This is a genomic window from Bacillus pacificus (assembly GCF_020861345.1).
Classification (GTDB): domain Bacteria; phylum Bacillota; class Bacilli; order Bacillales; family Bacillaceae_G; genus Bacillus_A; species Bacillus_A pacificus.
In genome coordinates this window covers 4,797,501-4,815,000 of the sequence record NZ_CP086328.1, presented here as the reverse complement: position 1 = coordinate 4,815,000, position 17,500 = coordinate 4,797,501, and the positions used below count along the sequence as shown (strand labels likewise).

14 protein-coding genes, 2 tRNA genes, 2 rRNA genes and 2 riboswitches (2 of these 20 only partly in view) are annotated in these 17,500 nt (G+C 39.3%); of the genes, 15 read left to right on the top strand and 3 right to left on the bottom strand.

What is annotated here, in order from left to right:
• The 8 genes from LMD38_RS24700 to tsaD form a co-directional block, all read left to right on the top strand.
• Window positions 1-2,372: ribosomal RNA gene (locus LMD38_RS24700) — 23S ribosomal RNA — on the top strand (it extends 549 nt beyond the left edge of the window).
• A 49-nt stretch (window positions 2,373-2,421) separates the two neighbouring features.
• Window positions 2,422-2,537 (top strand): 5S ribosomal RNA (rrf, locus tag LMD38_RS24695).
• A gap of 12 nt (window positions 2,538-2,549) precedes the next feature.
• A tRNA-Met gene (locus LMD38_RS24690) sits at window positions 2,550-2,626 on the top strand.
• 3 nt (window positions 2,627-2,629) lie between these two features.
• Window positions 2,630-2,705: transfer RNA gene (locus LMD38_RS24685), tRNA-Asp, on the top strand.
• A gap of 174 nt (window positions 2,706-2,879) precedes the next feature.
• A complete protein-coding gene (gene tsaE / locus LMD38_RS24680; RefSeq protein ID WP_000049631.1) occupies window positions 2,880-3,353 on the top strand; it encodes a tRNA (adenosine(37)-N6)-threonylcarbamoyltransferase complex ATPase subunit type 1 TsaE in 474 nt (157 codons plus the stop codon).
• On the top strand, window positions 3,334-4,026 hold the full coding sequence (gene tsaB, locus LMD38_RS24675) for a tRNA (adenosine(37)-N6)-threonylcarbamoyltransferase complex dimerization subunit type 1 TsaB (RefSeq protein ID WP_227585712.1): 693 nt from the start codon (window positions 3,334-3,336) through the stop codon (window positions 4,024-4,026). Before tsaE ends, tsaB begins: the two co-directional genes overlap by 20 nt.
• A 13-nt stretch (window positions 4,027-4,039) precedes the next feature.
• On the top strand, window positions 4,040-4,483 hold the full coding sequence (rimI, locus tag LMD38_RS24670) for a ribosomal protein S18-alanine N-acetyltransferase (protein WP_228920012.1): 444 nt from the start codon (window positions 4,040-4,042) through the stop codon (window positions 4,481-4,483).
• Window positions 4,483-5,499, top strand: coding sequence for a tRNA (adenosine(37)-N6)-threonylcarbamoyltransferase complex transferase subunit TsaD (gene tsaD / locus LMD38_RS24665; protein ID WP_000414588.1), 1,017 nt, complete (start codon window positions 4,483-4,485; stop codon window positions 5,497-5,499). Before rimI ends, tsaD begins: the two co-directional genes overlap by 1 nt.
• Before the next feature lie 419 nt (window positions 5,500-5,918).
• Here the strand turns inward: tsaD and LMD38_RS24660 are convergent, their stop codons facing one another.
• On the bottom strand, window positions 5,919-7,853 hold the full coding sequence (locus LMD38_RS24660) for an ABC-F family ATP-binding cassette domain-containing protein (RefSeq protein ID WP_208755696.1): 1,935 nt from the start codon (window positions 7,851-7,853) through the stop codon (window positions 5,919-5,921).
• A gap of 187 nt (window positions 7,854-8,040) precedes the next feature.
• On the opposite strand from LMD38_RS24660, the gene LMD38_RS24655 reads away from it, so the two are divergent.
• Window positions 8,041-8,670 (top strand): redox-sensing transcriptional repressor Rex, encoded by a 630-nt coding sequence (locus LMD38_RS24655; RefSeq protein ID WP_000437705.1) that lies wholly within the window; start codon window positions 8,041-8,043, stop codon window positions 8,668-8,670.
• Window positions 8,671-8,699: 29 nt separating this feature from the next.
• Here the strand turns inward: LMD38_RS24655 and LMD38_RS24650 are convergent, their stop codons facing one another.
• Window positions 8,700-8,891, bottom strand: a complete 192-nt coding sequence (locus tag LMD38_RS24650; protein ID WP_001246201.1) for a YdiK family protein — start codon at window positions 8,889-8,891, stop codon at window positions 8,700-8,702.
• Window positions 8,888-9,637, bottom strand: a complete 750-nt coding sequence (locus LMD38_RS24645; RefSeq protein ID WP_000745338.1) for a CPBP family intramembrane glutamic endopeptidase — start codon at window positions 9,635-9,637, stop codon at window positions 8,888-8,890. Before LMD38_RS24645 ends, LMD38_RS24650 begins: the two co-directional genes overlap by 4 nt.
• Before the next feature lie 399 nt (window positions 9,638-10,036).
• Between LMD38_RS24645 and groES the strand changes: the two genes are divergently transcribed.
• The 6 genes from groES to LMD38_RS24615 form a co-directional block, all read left to right on the top strand.
• Window positions 10,037-10,321 carry a co-chaperone GroES gene (gene groES, locus LMD38_RS24640; RefSeq protein ID WP_000917306.1) on the top strand — a complete coding sequence of 95 codons (285 nt, stop codon included), beginning with the start codon at window positions 10,037-10,039 and terminating at the stop codon, window positions 10,319-10,321.
• 38 nt (window positions 10,322-10,359) lie between these two features.
• Window positions 10,360-11,994 carry a chaperonin GroEL gene (gene groL / locus LMD38_RS24635; protein ID WP_001029999.1) on the top strand — a complete coding sequence of 545 codons (1,635 nt, stop codon included), beginning with the start codon at window positions 10,360-10,362 and terminating at the stop codon, window positions 11,992-11,994.
• 140 nt (window positions 11,995-12,134) lie between these two features.
• A riboswitch (purine riboswitch) is annotated at window positions 12,135-12,236 on the top strand.
• 164 nt (window positions 12,237-12,400) lie between these two features.
• Window positions 12,401-13,939 (top strand): glutamine-hydrolyzing GMP synthase, encoded by a 1,539-nt coding sequence (gene guaA, locus LMD38_RS24630; RefSeq protein WP_000743927.1) that lies wholly within the window; start codon window positions 12,401-12,403, stop codon window positions 13,937-13,939.
• Window positions 13,940-14,090: 151 nt separating this feature from the next.
• A riboswitch (purine riboswitch) is annotated at window positions 14,091-14,192 on the top strand.
• A gap of 127 nt (window positions 14,193-14,319) precedes the next feature.
• The gene (locus LMD38_RS24625; RefSeq protein WP_000833094.1) at window positions 14,320-15,645 is read left to right on the top strand and encodes an NCS2 family permease; all 1,326 of its coding nucleotides are present in this window, start codon (window positions 14,320-14,322) and stop codon (window positions 15,643-15,645) included.
• 144 nt (window positions 15,646-15,789) lie between these two features.
• Window positions 15,790-16,491, top strand: coding sequence for a response regulator transcription factor (locus LMD38_RS24620; protein WP_001262954.1), 702 nt, complete (start codon window positions 15,790-15,792; stop codon window positions 16,489-16,491).
• On the top strand, window positions 16,475-17,500 hold the 5' portion of the coding sequence (locus tag LMD38_RS24615; protein WP_000719232.1) for a sensor histidine kinase. 480 nt of this gene lie beyond the right edge of the window; 1,026 of the gene's 1,506 nt are visible here — the first part of the coding sequence; the start codon lies at window positions 16,475-16,477; its stop codon lies beyond the right edge, outside the window. Before LMD38_RS24620 ends, LMD38_RS24615 begins: the two co-directional genes overlap by 17 nt.

Below are 17,500 nucleotides of genomic sequence, written 5' to 3'. Positions count from 1 at the left end.
GAGATCCTGAAACCGTGTGCCTACAAATAGTCAGAGCCCGTTAACGGGTGATGGCGTGCCTTTTGTAGAATGAACCGGCGAGTTACGATCCCGTGCGAGGTTAAGCTGAAGAGGCGGAGCCGCAGCGAAAGCGAGTCTGAATAGGGCGTTTAGTACGTGGTCGTAGACCCGAAACCAGGTGATCTACCCATGTCCAGGGTGAAGTTCAGGTAACACTGAATGGAGGCCCGAACCCACGCACGTTGAAAAGTGCGGGGATGAGGTGTGGGTAGCGGAGAAATTCCAATCGAACCTGGAGATAGCTGGTTCTCCCCGAAATAGCTTTAGGGCTAGCCTTAAGTGTAAGAGTCTTGGAGGTAGAGCACTGATTGGACTAGGGGTCCTCATCGGATTACCGAATTCAGTCAAACTCCGAATGCCAATGACTTATCCTTAGGAGTCAGACTGCGAGTGATAAGATCCGTAGTCAAAAGGGAAACAGCCCAGACCGCCAGCTAAGGTCCCAAAGTGTGTATTAAGTGGAAAAGGATGTGGAGTTGCTTAGACAACTAGGATGTTGGCTTAGAAGCAGCCACCATTTAAAGAGTGCGTAATAGCTCACTAGTCGAGTGACTCTGCGCCGAAAATGTACCGGGGCTAAATACACCACCGAAGCTGCGGATTGATACCAATGGTATCAGTGGTAGGGGAGCGTTCTAAGGACAGTGAAGTCAGACCGGAAGGACTGGTGGAGTGCTTAGAAGTGAGAATGCCGGTATGAGTAGCGAAAGACGGGTGAGAATCCCGTCCACCGAATGCCTAAGGTTTCCTGAGGAAGGCTCGTCCGCTCAGGGTTAGTCAGGACCTAAGCCGAGGCCGACAGGCGTAGGCGATGGACAACAGGTTGATATTCCTGTACCACCTCTTTATCGTTTGAGCAATGGAGGGACGCAGAAGGATAGAAGAAGCGTGCGATTGGTTGTGCACGTCCAAGCAGTTAGGCTGATAAGTAGGCAAATCCGCTTATCGTGAAGGCTGAGCTGTGATGGGGAAGCTCCTTATGGAGCGAAGTCTTTGATTCCCCGCTGCCAAGAAAAGCTTCTAGCGAGATAAAGGTGCCTGTACCGCAAACCGACACAGGTAGGCGAGGAGAGAATCCTAAGGTGTGCGAGAGAACTCTGGTTAAGGAACTCGGCAAAATGACCCCGTAACTTCGGGAGAAGGGGTGCTTTCTTAACGGAAAGCCGCAGTGAATAGGCCCAAGCGACTGTTTAGCAAAAACACAGCTCTCTGCGAAGCCGTAAGGCGAAGTATAGGGGGTGACACCTGCCCGGTGCTGGAAGGTTAAGGAGAGGGGTTAGCGTAAGCGAAGCTCTGAACTGAAGCCCCAGTAAACGGCGGCCGTAACTATAACGGTCCTAAGGTAGCGAAATTCCTTGTCGGGTAAGTTCCGACCCGCACGAAAGGTGTAACGATTTGGGCACTGTCTCAACCAGAGACTCGGTGAAATTATAGTACCTGTGAAGATGCAGGTTACCCGCGACAGGACGGAAAGACCCCGTGGAGCTTTACTGTAGCCTGATATTGAATTTTGGTACAGTTTGTACAGGATAGGCGGGAGCCTTTGAAACCGGAGCGCTAGCTTCGGTGGAGGCGCTGGTGGGATACCGCCCTGACTGTATTGAAATTCTAACCTACGGGTCTTATCGACCCGGGAGACAGTGTCAGGTGGGCAGTTTGACTGGGGCGGTCGCCTCCTAAAGTGTAACGGAGGCGCCCAAAGGTTCCCTCAGAATGGTTGGAAATCATTCGTAGAGTGCAAAGGCATAAGGGAGCTTGACTGCGAGACCTACAAGTCGAGCAGGGACGAAAGTCGGGCTTAGTGATCCGGTGGTTCCGCATGGAAGGGCCATCGCTCAACGGATAAAAGCTACCCCGGGGATAACAGGCTTATCTCCCCCAAGAGTCCACATCGACGGGGAGGTTTGGCACCTCGATGTCGGCTCATCGCATCCTGGGGCTGTAGTCGGTCCCAAGGGTTGGGCTGTTCGCCCATTAAAGCGGTACGCGAGCTGGGTTCAGAACGTCGTGAGACAGTTCGGTCCCTATCCGTCGTGGGCGTAGGAAATTTGAGAGGAGCTGTCCTTAGTACGAGAGGACCGGGATGGACGCACCGCTGGTGTACCAGTTGTTCTGCCAAGGGCATAGCTGGGTAGCTATGTGCGGAAGGGATAAGTGCTGAAAGCATCTAAGCATGAAGCCCCCCTCAAGATGAGATTTCCCATAGCGTAAGCTAGTAAGATCCCTGAAAGATGATCAGGTTGATAGGTTCGAGGTGGAAGCATGGTGACATGTGGAGCTGACGAATACTAATAGATCGAGGACTTAACCATATAATATGAAGCAAATGTTATCTAGTTTTGAAGGAATATGCCTTCATAGTTTGGTGATGATGGCAGAGAGGTCACACCCGTTCCCATACCGAACACGGAAGTTAAGCTCTCTAGCGCCGATGGTAGTTGGGACCTTGTCCCTGTGAGAGTAGGACGTCGCCAAGCTATTTATATCATCGCGGGGTGGAGCAGCACGGTAGCTCGTCGGGCTCATAACCCGAAGGTCGCAGGTTCAAATCCTGTCCCCGCAACCAAATGGTCCCGTGGTGTAGTGGTTAACATGCCTGCCTGTCACGCAGGAGATCGCCGGTTCGACCCCGGTCGGGACCGCCATTTTATATAAAGAAAAGAACGAAACATGTTGTTTCGTATTTTTTTATTTGTTTTAACAAAAAACTAATAAAGACAGTCAAACTATCCTTAGGAAAACTCCTAAGGACTTTTTTATATATTCAAAACCTGTATAATAAAGAGCAGAGAACATTGTGAGTAAAGTAGGTGAAGTCTGTGAGTAAATATGAAATAACAACAAAATCATCTGAGGAAACACAAAGATTATCAGAAAAACTTGGTGAACTTGCTCAGGCACAAGATGTAATTATTTTAGAAGGAGATCTAGGGGCTGGTAAGACGACTTTTACAAAGGGACTAGCAAAAGGTCTTGGAGTGAAAAGAGTTGTAAATAGCCCTACCTTTAATATTATTAAAGAATATAAAGGGAGATTACCGCTATATCATATGGACGTGTATCGCTTAGCAGAAAGTGAAGAAGACTTAGGTTTTGATGAGTATTTCTACGGTGAAGGAATTACGGTAGTAGAATGGGCTCATTTAATAGAAGCATATTTACCAAATGAGAAGCTACAAATTAGTTTATTCCATGCTGGAGATGACACAAGAAACATTGTACTCGAGCCGATTGGAGATCGCTATATTAGATTATGTGAGGAGCTATTACAAGATGAAAGTACTAGCAATTGATACTTCAAATTATGTAATGGGTGTATCCCTTATTGAAGAAGGAAACGTAATTGGGGAAATCATTACAAATTTAACAAAAAATCATTCTGTGCGTCTTATGCCAGCTGTAGAACAACTGTTAAAAGAATGTGGTGTAAAACCAAAAGAATTAACTAAAATAGTTGTAGCTGCTGGACCAGGATCATATACAGGTGTTCGTATAGGTGTGACAGCTGCCAAAACATTAGCTTGGTCACTTCAAATACCAATTGTGGGTGTATCAAGTTTAGAAGTAGTGGCTGCAAACGGAGCTAATTTTGATGGATTAATCTGTCCTTTATTCGATGGAAGACGTGGACAAATTTATACTGGCTTATATACATATGAAGGAGAGGGTTTAACTTCTATAGAGGAAGACCGAATCATCCTTATTGTAGACTGGTTGCAAATGTTAAAAGATAAAGGAAAGCCTGTTTTATTTATTGGTAACGATGTGAAACTACACAAAGAAACAATTATCGAACATTTAGGCAATCAAGCTCTCTTTGCTCCTTTCACTAAAAATAACCCAAGACCAAGTGAGCTAGCGTTCTTAGGATTACAAAAAGAAGAACAGGATGTACATTCATTTGTTCCTAGTTACCTTCGTTTAGCTGAAGCTGAAACAAAGTGGTTAGAAAGTCAAAACAAGTAGGAGCTTGCAGAGGATGGATATGATATTTAGAAAGATGGAACTTGATGATATTGCTCAAATTGTAGCCATTGAAGAAGCATCTTTTTCAACTCCTTGGACTGCAGATGCCTTTCACCGTGAGTTAACGATGAATAAACATGCACATTATGTTGTGCTAGAAAAAGATGGTCGTGTAATTGGGTATTGTGGATTGTGGATAATTATTGATGAATCACATATAACAAATATAGCTATTTTGCCAGAATACAGAGGTCAAAAGCTAGGAGATGCTTTATTAAAAGAAGTTATTTCCGAGGCGAAAACTCTAGGTGTAAAAACGATGACACTTGAAGTACGTGTATCAAATGAAGTAGCAAAACAGTTATACAGAAAATACGGATTTCAAAATGGTGGAATTCGTAAACGATACTATGTAGACAATCAGGAAGATGGTCTCGTAATGTGGGTGAATATATAATGGAAAAAAATACGATTATACTTGGTATTGAAACAAGTTGTGATGAAACAGCAGTAGCGGTTGTTAAAAATGGAACGGAAATTATTGCGAATGTTGTTGCATCACAAATTGAAAGTCATAAACGTTTTGGCGGAGTTGTACCAGAGATTGCGTCCCGTCATCATGTAGAAGAAATTACAGTTGTATTAGAAGAAGCGTTAAAAGAAGCGAATATCACATTTGATGATATTGATGCAATTGCTGTCACAGAAGGACCTGGTTTAGTAGGAGCGCTTCTAATAGGGGTGAACGCAGCGAAAGCAGTGGCATTTGCACATGATATCCCCCTAGTTGGTGTTCATCATATCGCTGGCCACATTTATGCGAACCGCTTAGTAAAAGAAGTTCAATTCCCATTACTATCACTTGTTGTATCTGGTGGACATACAGAGCTTGTTTATATGAAAGAACATGGTTCATTTGAAGTAATTGGTGAAACGCGAGATGATGCAGCAGGGGAGGCATATGATAAAGTAGCTCGTACGTTATCTATGCCATATCCAGGTGGCCCTCATATTGATCGTCTTGCACATGAAGGGGAACCAACAATTGATTTACCTCGTGCATGGCTAGAACCTGATTCGTATGATTTCAGTTTTAGTGGATTGAAATCAGCAGTTATCAACACTGTGCATAACGCAAAACAACGCGGGATAGAAATTGCACCGGAAGATTTAGCAGCAAGTTTCCAAGAGAGTGTAATTGACGTATTAGTAACGAAAGCATCTCGTGCAGCGGATGCTTATAACGTAAAGCAAGTGCTTCTTGCTGGTGGAGTTGCTGCGAATAAAGGACTTCGTGCACGTTTAGAAGCAGAGTTTGCACAAAAAGAAAATGTAGAACTAATTATTCCTCCTCTATCTTTATGTACAGATAATGCAGCTATGATTGCGGCGGCAGGTACAATTGCGTATGAACAAGGAAAACGTGCTACATTAGCTTTAAATGCAAATCCAGGATTAGATATTGAAGCATAGTTATACACAAAATTAACCACAGCTTGTGGATAAAACCCATATTATCTGTTGATAATGTGGGTTTTATTGTGTATATAAAATGTTGATAACTTTTTTGTTGATTGTGGATAATGTGGAAAAGTTATTTAGATGTTTATTTTATAAAGGTGGATATGTGTATAAACTTGTGGATAAAACAGATGAAGTCTGACCTTTGAATCTATCCTTTTTCGGGAAATAAAAACGAAGAAGGTATCTCTAAAAAACATTTTGAAATATGCCCTTATTATAAGGGGGGCTAATATTGTCAAACTTTGTCGGCAAATCGATACCTCGTGTCGAATTGTTTATGCAATAGAGGTTGACCATGGCTAGAAGATAAGAAGGATGTCTCATCGTCAAAAATCCCGACTGATGAGACATCCTTCTTATTTATACTCTTATAAATGCAATTCTTCCCATTCTGCCATACAAGCATCAAGTTGTTCTTGTAGTGTTTGCTTTTTCGTTGTAATTTCACTAGCCTTTTCATAATCTGCATATATTTCTGGTAAGCAAAGTTGATCTTCTAACGTAGCAATTTCTTCTTCAAATTGTACAATATTTTGTTCTAGTTCCTCAATTTTTCGAGTACGTTGACGCTCCAACTTTTTGCGCTCTTTTTCTTCGAGATAATTTAATTTTTCTGGAGCTACAGTTTTTTGAACAGGTGTCTGATTTTCTTGCTGTTCTTGTTGTTCAAATTCAGCACGTTCAATCATCTCATTTTTCTTTTCAACGTAGTAATCGTAGTCCCCTAAATATTCCTGTGCACCTTCTGTTGATAACTCAACAACGGTCGTCGTTACACGATTAATAAAGTAGCGGTCATGAGATACAAAGAGAAGGGTACCAGGATAATCAATTAAAGCATTCTCCAAAATCTCTTTACTATTTAAATCAAGATGGTTTGTAGGCTCATCGAGAATTAATAAATTCGATTTTTGCATCATAAGTTTTGCGAGAGCTAATCGAGCTTTTTGTCCACCACTAAGAGATGATACTGGTTTTAGTACATCATCTCCTGTGAATAAGAAGTTACCTAGTATCGTGCGGATTTCTTTTTCGGGTTGCAGTGGATATTCATCCCATAACTCATTTAAAACACGCTTAGAAGATGTTAAATTGGCTTGTTCTTGATCATAGTAACCAACAGATACATTGGATCCGAAAGAAACATCACCATGTAGTAGTGGTAACTTATTCACAATTGATTTTAATAATGTGGATTTCCCAATTCCATTTGGACCAACTAAAGCAACGCTATCTCCGCGAGTTAAGCGCATTGTTACATGCTCAATAATTGGATCCTTATCATAGCCGATAGTTGCATCCTTTACTTGTAACACATCATTTCCGCTTTGTTTTTCGATATCGAAGTGGAAGGAAGCTGACTTAGAGTCACCTAATGGTCTTGTTAATAGTTCCATACGGTCTAATTGTTTACGACGGCTTTGTGCACGTTTTGTCGTAGATGCACGAGCTATATTTTTTTGAACGAAGTCCTCTAGCTTAGCGATTTCATCTTGTTGTTTTTCATAACGTTTCATTTCTTGCTCGTATAGTGCTGATTTTAAGTCTAAATATTTACTGTAGTTACCAACAAATCGTCTACTTTCTTTATTCGAAATTTCATATACTTGTGTAACAAGTTTATCTAAGAAATAACGGTCGTGGGAAACGATTAATATTGCGCCAGGATAACCTTGTAAATATTGTTCAAGCCATGTTAATGTTTCGATGTCTAAATGGTTTGTAGGCTCGTCCAAAATAAGGAGGTCTGGTTTCGTTAATAATAATTTACCGAGAGCTAATCGTGTTTTTTGTCCACCGCTTAATGTGGAAATCGTCGTTTGGTGCGTTTCAACTGGGAAGCCAAGACCACTTAAAATCGAACGGATATCTGCTTCGTACTGATAGCCACCTTGATCTTTATAATCTAATTGTAATTGGTCATAATCAGCTAATAATCTTTCATATGTAGCCTCGTTTGAAAAGTTTTCTTCTTTTCCCATCTCTTGCTCTAGCCTTCGAAGTTTTGTCTCCATTTGCTGCAAGTGTGTAAAGACGGTTAACATTTCATCCCAAATTGTTAAAGACGTTTCTAAACCGGTATTTTGAGCTAGATATCCAATTGAGACATCTTTCGGTTTTATAATTTCTCCACCATCATGAGATAGCTCACCCGCTATTATTTTTAATAATGTAGATTTTCCGGCTCCATTTCGCCCGACTAATGCGATACGATCTTTCGTTTGAACTTCCAATTTTATGTTTGCAAGAATCGTTTCTGCACCGTATAATTTCGAAAGCGCGTTTACTTGTAATAAAATCAATGTTTTCACCTCAAATAATTTCTTAACTTTGCCATGTTTATATTTCTCAATCATACTAAAAATAGTGTATAGTTTAAAATACAGAGAGAATACTTCTTCTTTCTATTATACAAGGAATTTAATAAGTGCTAAACTTCTGTATTTGATTAAAGCATATGAATAAAGATAGGAAGAGAGGAGAGGTTATATGGAGCAGCAGAAAATTCCACAAGCCACTGCTAAGAGATTGCCTCTATACTATCGATTTATCCAAAACTTATCTTTGTCTGGTAAGCAACGTGTTTCATCAGCCGAATTAAGTGAAGCGGTCAAGGTTGATTCCGCAACGATTCGAAGAGATTTCTCATACTTTGGAGCATTAGGAAAAAAAGGATATGGATATAACGTAAATTATTTATTATCATTTTTCCGTGAAACACTCGACCAAGATGATATAACACGTGTAGCGCTTATTGGAGTAGGTAATTTAGGGACCGCTTTCTTACATTATAATTTCACGAAAAACAATAATACAAAAATTGAAATGGCGTTTGATGTTAGTGAAGAGAAAGTTGGAACAGAAATCGGAGGCATTCCTGTATATCACTTAGATGAATTAGAAGAACGTTTATCAACTGATATACAAGTGGCAATATTAACAGTACCCGCTACAGTAGCGCAATCTGTAGCCGATAGATTGGCAGAAACAAACGTGCATGGTATTTTGAATTTTACACCAGCGCGCTTAAATGTGTCAGAAAATATAAGAATTCATCATATTGATTTAGCAGTAGAGTTACAAACACTCGTTTACTTTTTGAAGAATTATCCACAATAAAACGCAGAGGAAGCGACCTCTGCGTTTTATTATTGTTTTTTCTTTGTAAATTTAACTAAGATGAGGCGAAGTGCCAAATTAAAATCAATCGTTGCCATAACTGCAAATAGTATTGTCCACATATTCCAAATTGTATCTGTTACGTTCGTAATGGCGAAGCGTGTAAAGATACATCCTAGAAGGAAGTACAATGCAGCCATGAACAATGGTGAGTTTCTCATACTAAAAATCCTCCGATAAAGCCTTGCATTTTTTCAGCTTCTTTAATCATTTCCTGAATTTGTTCGTTACTCACTAAAACTTGGGCAATTGCAACTAATGTATTCATTGCAACATGAGCTGCAATGGGAACGATAATACGCTTCGTTTTTACATATAAGAAGGCGAATACGAGACCCATAGCAGTGTATACCAATAAGTGAGTAAAATCAAAATGAATCGCCGCAAATACAAGGGAACTAATGATAGCGGCAATAAAGAAGTTAAACTTCTTATAAAGTGTACCAAATAAAATCTTTCTAAATACGATTTCTTCCAAAATAGGTCCTATTATAGAGATGACGATAAGGAACCAAGGAGTAGTTCTTGCGATATCCATAAGCCTTGCTGTATTTTCAGATCCAGGTTTAATACCTAATACATACATTTCAATCATACCAGCAATACTTTGCGAGAAAAATGCTAAGAAGAAACCGATAAAAATCCAACCAATTGTAGCTGGAACAGTAGAACGCGTTTTATCTAAATGTCTATCACGAATATCTGTTCTAAGTAACCAAAGTACGATACATAATGCAATAAAGAAGCTAATGATTGCCCAGTGACCAGTTATAAGTTGAAATTTCTCTTCCCTAGTAAATCCCCTGTTATCATAAAGTCCAGTTTTCAGGAGAAGTGGTAATCCAGCAATTGATGATAACTGCATTAAGATGTATGTAACGATAACCCACCAATATTGTTTTTTCAAATGGTTTAACCATCCTTTCTAACTCTAGTGTATGAGATAAGGTAGGATAACATGTACATATGCTACCTACGATATAAACCTCTTGAATTATGTTTTTTTCGTAAATCCTTATTTGAAATTATAATAGAAGACAGGAGAAAGTTGTATGTGTAGCGAAAACAACTTAGGGTGTCCCTTCATATTGTAACATACGAGTAGCGGAAACAACGATTCATATGGTAAAGGTAGAAGAAGAGGAACTCTATATAGAAAAGTTTATAGCGTAATTTGCGAAAAAATTATGATTTTTTTACTTGCAAAAGAAATTGAGATTATTTATTATTATAAGTGTGTTAGCACTCGGGTGACCTGAGTGCTAATAAATAAAATTTACATAACAAAATGAGGAGGTTATTGTTCATGCTAAAGCCATTAGGTGATCGCGTTGTAATTGAGCTTGTTCAAGCGGAAGAAAAAACAGCAAGTGGTATTGTATTACCAGACACAGCAAAAGAAAAACCACAAGAGGGTAAAGTTATTGCAGTAGGTACTGGTCGAGTGCTTGAAAATGGTGAGCGTGTTGCTTTAGAGGTAGCAGCAGGTGATCTTATCATCTTCTCAAAATATGCAGGTACTGAAGTGAAATATGAAGGTACAGACTACTTGATTTTACGTGAAAGTGACATTTTAGCAGTTATCGGTTAATTATATAAATCTTAAAAAATCCAAGGGGGTCAATTATTATGGCAAAAGATATTAAATTTAGTGAAGAAGCACGTCGTTCGATGCTTCGCGGTGTCGACACTCTTGCAAACGCAGTAAAAGTAACGCTTGGACCAAAAGGTCGTAACGTTGTTCTTGAGAAAAAATTCGGTTCACCACTTATTACAAATGACGGTGTAACAATCGCAAAAGAAATTGAATTAGAAGATGCATTCGAAAACATGGGTGCGAAATTAGTAGCAGAAGTTGCTAGCAAAACAAATGATGTAGCTGGTGACGGAACAACAACTGCAACTGTATTAGCGCAAGCTATGATTCGTGAAGGTCTTAAAAACGTAACAGCTGGTGCGAACCCAATGGGTCTTCGTAAAGGTATCGAAAAAGCTGTAGTTGCTGCAGTAGAAGAATTAAAAACGATTTCTAAACCAATCGAAGGTAAATCTTCTATCGCACAAGTAGCTGCTATTTCTGCTGCTGACGAAGAAGTAGGTCAATTAATCGCTGAAGCAATGGAGCGCGTTGGTAACGACGGCGTTATTACTTTAGAAGAATCTAAAGGTTTCACAACAGAATTAGACGTAGTAGAAGGTATGCAATTTGATCGTGGATATGCATCTCCTTACATGATTACTGATTCTGACAAAATGGAAGCAGTTCTTGATAACCCATACATCTTAATCACTGACAAAAAGATTTCTAACATTCAAGAAATCTTACCAGTATTAGAGCAAGTTGTACAACAAGGTAAACCACTTCTTATCATTGCTGAAGATGTAGAAGGCGAAGCATTAGCTACATTAGTAGTGAACAAACTTCGTGGTACATTCAATGTAGTAGCTGTTAAAGCTCCTGGATTTGGTGACCGTCGTAAAGCAATGCTAGAAGATATCGCAATCTTAACTGGTGGCGAAGTAATCACTGAAGAATTAGGCCGTGACTTAAAATCTGCTACAGTTGAATCTTTAGGACGCGCTGGTAAAGTTGTTGTAACGAAAGAAAACACAACTGTAGTTGAAGGTGTAGGAAGCACAGAACAAATCGAAGCTCGCATCGGTCAAATCCGTGCGCAATTAGAAGAAACAACTTCTGAATTCGATCGTGAAAAATTACAAGAGCGTCTTGCAAAACTTGCAGGTGGCGTAGCAGTAATTAAAGTAGGTGCAGCAACTGAAACTGAGTTAAAAGAGCGTAAACTTCGCATTGAAGATGCACTTAACTCAACTCGTGCAGCAGTAGAAGAAGGTATCGTTGCAGGTGGTGGTACTTCACTTATGAACGTATACACGAAAGTAGCTTCTATCGTAGCTGAAGGCGACGAAGCAACAGGTATTAACATCGTACTTCGTGCACTAGAAGAGCCAGTTCGCCAAATCGCAATCAACGCTGGTCTAGAAGGATCTGTAGTTGTAGAGCGTCTAAAAGGCGAAAAAGTAGGCGTTGGTTTCAACGCAGCTACTGGCGAGTGGGTTAACATGCTTGAAACTGGTATCGTAGATCCAGCTAAAGTAACTCGCTCTGCACTTCAAAACGCAGCATCTGTTGCAGCTATGTTCTTAACAACTGAAGCTGTAGTAGCTGACAAACCAGAACCAAATGCACCAGCAATGCCTGACATGGGCGGCATGGGCATGGGCGGTATGGGCGGAATGATGTAATTCCGTTTGCCCTAAAAAACATCCATTTCTATATAGAAATGGATGTTTTTTTATGTTTTTTAGAAAAGGAAATGAATTTCTGTAGAATTTTGTCGCTTTCTCTCTTGACCATATTGATACTTCATTGTTAGAATCTAGGAAGATAATATAAAACGATCCTTCATATATCCTCAAAGATATGGTTTGAGAGTCTCTACCGGGTTACCGTAAACAACCTGACTATGAAGGCAGTGTGTCTTATATTTATAAAGAGCGGAGACTATCTTTCTTTATAAAGCCAGACCCCTGCCTTTTCTTTGTTATGAGACTAGAGGCGGAGGACTGGCTTTTTTTATTATATTGGTAATGCTTTTCGCCTAATTGGTGAAAATATTTATATACGAGAACTAACGTTGGGGTGATTATTTTGAAGAAGCAACACGATACAATTATCGTTTTAGATTTTGGAAGTCAATACAATCAGTTAATAGCACGTCGAATTCGTGAGTTCGGTGTATACAGTGAACTTCATCCGCATACAATTACTGCAGAAGAAATTAAAGAAATAAATCCAAAAGGGATTATTTTCTCTGGTGGACCGAATAGTGTATATGGTGAAGGTGCATTACATTGTGATGAAAAAATCTTTGACCTAGGATTACCGATCTTCGGTATTTGTTACGGTATGCAGCTTATGACACAAAAATTCGGTGGTAAAGTAGAACGTGCAAACCACCGTGAGTACGGAAAAGCGGTTCTTAAAGTAGAGAACGAATCAAAATTATATGCGAACCTTCCAGAAGAGCAAGTTGTATGGATGAGCCATGGTGACTTAGTAACTGGTTTACCTGAAGGATTCGTAGTAGATGCAACAAGTGAGTCTTGCCCAATTGCTGGTATGAGCAATGAAGCGAAAAACTTATACGGTGTACAATTCCACCCAGAAGTACGTCACTCTGAGCACGGTAACGATTTAATTAAAAACTTCGTATTCGGCGTATGTGGTTGTTCTGAAGGATGGAACATGGAGAACTTTATTGAAGTAGAATTAGAAAAGATTCGTGAAACTGTTGGAGACAAAAAAGTTCTATGCGCACTTAGCGGTGGTGTAGACTCTTCTGTTGTAGCAGTATTAATTCATAAAGCAATCGGTGATCAATTAACATGTATTTTCGTTGACCACGGTTTACTTCGTAAAGGCGAAGCAGAAGGCGTTATGAAAACATTTAGCGAAGGCTTCCATATGAACGTTATTAAAGTGGATGCAAAAGAACGCTTCATGAACAAGTTAAAAGGTGTAGAAGATCCAGAACAAAAACGTAAGATCATCGGTAACGAATTCATTTACGTATTTGATGATGAAGCGTCTAAATTACAAGGAATGGACTTCCTAGCACAAGGTACACTGTACACAGATATCGTTGAAAGTGGTACAGCAACTGCGCAAACAATTAAATCTCACCATAACGTTGGTGGACTTCCAGAAGACATGCAGTTCAAATTAATTGAGCCTTTAAACACGTTATTTAAAGATGAAGTACGTGTATTAGGATCTGAACTAGGAATTCCTGATGAAATCGTATGGCGTCAACCATTCCCAGGTCCTGGTCTTGGTATTCGTGTACTAGGTGAAATCACAGAAGAGAAATTAGAAATCGTTCGTGAATCTGATGCGATTTTACGTGAAGAAATTATTAAAGCTGGCTTAGATCGCGAAATCTGGCAATACTTCACTGCGCTTCCTGGTATGCGTAGCGTAGGTGTTATGGGTGACGAGCGTACGTACGATTACACAGTAGGTATCCGCGCGGTAACATCTATCGACGGCATGACGGCTGACTGGGCACGTATCCCTTGGGACGTATTAGAGAAAATCTCTGTACGTATCGTAAACGAAGTAAAACACGTTAACCGTATCGTGTATGACGTAACGAGTAAGCCACCAGCAACGATTGAGTGGGAATAGTATTTATAAAAAGGTCCATCTATTACTTATGTATAGATGGATCTTTTTATTTTAGGGTTAATACGAACGAAACTATAAATGTTTATAAAAATGTTCGTTTTTAAATTGACAAAACTACTTCGTCGAGTTAATATGAGTATGTAATTCAAACGAAAAGTGAATATTATGCCGTCGTATAATATCGGGGATATGGCCCGAAAGTTTCTACCTAGCTACCGTAAATGGCTTGACTACGAGGCGTTTTTATAAAGGTGAGGGGAATCTTATCTTTATTCATAGAACGCTTCCATGTATATGCAATGGAAGCCTTTTTTATTTTTAATAGATAAAAGAGGGCTAGGGGATTACGGCGAGTAATCATATAACGGGGGAAACGTAAGATGAAACGCTATTTTCAGTTTGATGAACTCGGCACGAATTACAAAACAGAGTTCATAGCAGGTTTAACGACATTTTTATCTATGGCTTACGTACTATTTGTCAATCCTGCTACGCTGTCACTTGGAAATGTTAAAGGATTACCAGCAGGTACAGGAATGGATCCAGGTGCAGTATTCGTTGCTACAGCATTAGCAGCAGCGATTGGTTCGTTAATTATGGGTATTTTCGCGAAGTATCCAATTGCTTTAGCGCCAGGTATGGGAATTAACGCGTTCTTTGCTTATACAGCAGTGTTAACGATGGGTATTCCATGGCAAACGGCAATTGCTGGAACGTTAATGTCAGGTATTATCTTTATTATTCTTACTGCTTCAGGTATTCGTGAAAAAATCATTAATGCAATTCCATCGGAGTTAAAGTTTGCAGTAGCGGCAGGTATTGGATTATTCATTGCTTTCCTTGGATTCCAAAATGCCGGAATTATCGTGAAAAATGATGCTGTTCTTGTTGGGTTGGGGGACTTAACAAAGGGCACAACGTTACTAGCAATTTTCGGAGTTGTTACGACCATTATCTTCATGATTAAGAAAGTTAATGGTGCAGTATTTTACGGTATGATTCTTACGGCAATCTTAGGAGTAGCAACCGGATTAATTGATACTCCGAAAGCGGTAGTGGGAGCAATACCGAGTTTAGAACCAACGTTCGGTGCGGCGTTAACGCACTTTGGAGATATTTTCACTGTTCAAATGGGGATTGTTATTATAACGTTCTTCTTTATCGATTTCTTTGATACAGCAGGTACGCTTGTAGCGGTTGCGAATCAAGCAGGATTAATGAAGAACAATAAATTACCACGTGCAGGAAAAGCGTTATTTGCAGATGCGATTGCAACTGTAATTGGTGCGATCTTAGGTACATCAACAACAACGTCTTACATTGAATCTTCTGCAGGGGTAGCGGCAGGTGGACGTTCTGGATTTACAGCAGTTGTAACAGCAGGATTCTTTTTACTGGCACTATTCTTCTCGCCATTACTAAGTGTTGTAACACCAGCTGTAACGGCACCAGCATTAATTATTGTAGGAATCTTGATGGTTTCTTCCTTAGGGGAAATTGATTGGAAGAAATTTGAGATTGCAGTACCAGCATTCTTTACTATCATTTCAATGCCACTTACGTATAGTATCGCAACAGGAATTGCGATCGGGTTTATCTTCTATCCAATTACAATGGTAGTAAGTGGTCGACGTAAAGAGGTTCATCCGATTATGTATGTTATGGGTGTTTTATTCGTACTATATTTCATCTACGTTCGTAAATAAAAGGGGTTTTTGAAAGGTCTAGACTTAAGGGGGGTCTAGACCTTTTTTGCGTCTTCAGAAAATCTTAAGGATTTCCGAGCGTTTTTCTTCAGAAGTTTTCCTATAATAGAAGTTAGGGATTAAAAAAGTGATGGGGGAGATATTGTGGCAAATGAAACAATACTTGTCGTAGATGATGAAAAAGAAATTAGGAATCTTATTACAATCTATTTAAAGAATGAAGGATATAAAGTATTGCAAGCAGGGGACGGCGAAGAAGGATTACGTTTACTAGAAGAAAACGAAGTACATCTAGTCGTATTAGATATTATGATGCCGAAAGTAGACGGCATTCATATGTGTATGAAAGTAAGGGAAGAAAAAGAAATGCCAATTATTATGCTTTCCGCGAAAACGCAAGATATGGATAAGATTTTAGGGTTAACAACGGGTGCAGATGATTACGTAACGAAACCATTTAATCCGTTAGAGTTAATCGCAAGGATAAAATCTCAGTTACGTCGTTATATGAAAATGAATGGTTTTTCTATTCAAAATGAGGACGAGTTAGAAATTGGAGAGATGAAAATCAACATCTCGACCCATAAAGTTATTGTAGAGGGAGAAGAAGTGAAGTTGACCCCGAGGGAATTTTCAATTCTAGAATTACTAGCCCGTAATCCGGGAATGGTCTTTAGTGCAGAGCAAATTTATGAAAAGGTTTGGAATGAACGATCTTTCCAGTCTGATAATACTGTAATGGTGCATATTCGGAAAGTACGTGAAAAGATTGAAGAGAATCCAAGGAAGCCTAGATATATAAAAACAGTATGGGGAGTGGGGTATAAGATTGAAAAAGATATTTAATCCATTTACTTATGTTAGGAAATTTCGGGAGTTAATCGGAAAGCTAGTGAAGAGTGTGAAACGGAGTGTGCGGATTCAACTTATTACTGCGTTCACTGCTTGTGCGTTATTAGGGATTTTGTCAGCGAAGGCAGCAGCGCCATTTTTTGAGAATGCGAATCGAGAGGCGACGATCGATTATCGGACTGGTATGGAACAAATTAACCAACAAGCACAAAGTGTGGCAAATAGTTCAGTTCATGAAAATAAATTAGAAGCTATATCAAGTATGATTGAAATAGAGAATCAAAATTTAGAACGAGACTCTAGAGCTTTAAAAGTATTGGTTACTGACGAGAGTGGTAAAGTTTTATATAAAACGAAGCAGGCACAAGAAGAACAAATTGATTTGCATAATACAATTCGTAATGCATCATCGTTTGCAATTAATTATATGAATGGTAGAAAAGAATTTGAAAGTACGAGAAAAGAATTTATAGCCTTTGCGCCTATTACAATAGAAGATAAGAATTTATACATGTTTGTTAGTGGGATTCCAGAAGGTGAAGTAATATATGATACGCAAGAAGGACCATTCCCATTTTTAATTGGTGTACTCGTATTCATTTTCTCTTTCTTCTATATAACAAAGAGAAAGATGAAGCAAATTGAAGCGATGGCAGAAGGTGTAAAGGAAATAGAGAAAGGTAATTTAGCGTACCGTATTGAGAAGAAAGGTGAAGACGAGATTGCGTCTTTAACTGAGAATATTAATAATATGGCAGAAGAGCTTATGAATAATATAGAAAAGGAACGTAAATTAGAGAAGCAAAAGAACGAACTTATTACGAATGTATCTCACGATTTACGTACACCACTTACTTCTATTATGGGTTACTTACGATTACTTCGAGATTCTAAATATGAAAATAAAGAACAACATGATGAGTATACGAGAATTGCTTTTGCGAAGTCGGAGCAGTTAAAGAATTTAATAGAAGATTTATTTGAGTATACGAAGTTAACAAAT

Bases quoted from the DNA above. Each gene is read 5' to 3' on its own strand.
- tsaB (WP_227585712.1), top strand. From the start codon at position 3,334: ATGAAAGTACTAGCAATTGATACTTCAAATTATGTAATGGGTGTATCC.
- rimI (WP_228920012.1), top strand. From the start codon at position 4,040: ATGGATATGATATTTAGAAAGATGGAACTTGATGATATTGCTCAAATT.
- tsaD (WP_000414588.1), top strand. From the start codon at position 4,483: ATGGAAAAAAATACGATTATACTTGGTATTGAAACAAGTTGTGATGAA.
- LMD38_RS24655 (WP_000437705.1), top strand. From the start codon at position 8,041: ATGGAGCAGCAGAAAATTCCACAAGCCACTGCTAAGAGATTGCCTCTA.
- LMD38_RS24650 (WP_001246201.1), bottom strand. From the start codon at position 8,891: ATGAGAAACTCACCATTGTTCATGGCTGCATTGTACTTCCTTCTAGGA.
- groES (WP_000917306.1), top strand. From the start codon at position 10,037: ATGCTAAAGCCATTAGGTGATCGCGTTGTAATTGAGCTTGTTCAAGCG.
- groL (WP_001029999.1), top strand. From the start codon at position 10,360: ATGGCAAAAGATATTAAATTTAGTGAAGAAGCACGTCGTTCGATGCTT.
- LMD38_RS24625 (WP_000833094.1), top strand. From the start codon at position 14,320: ATGAAACGCTATTTTCAGTTTGATGAACTCGGCACGAATTACAAAACA.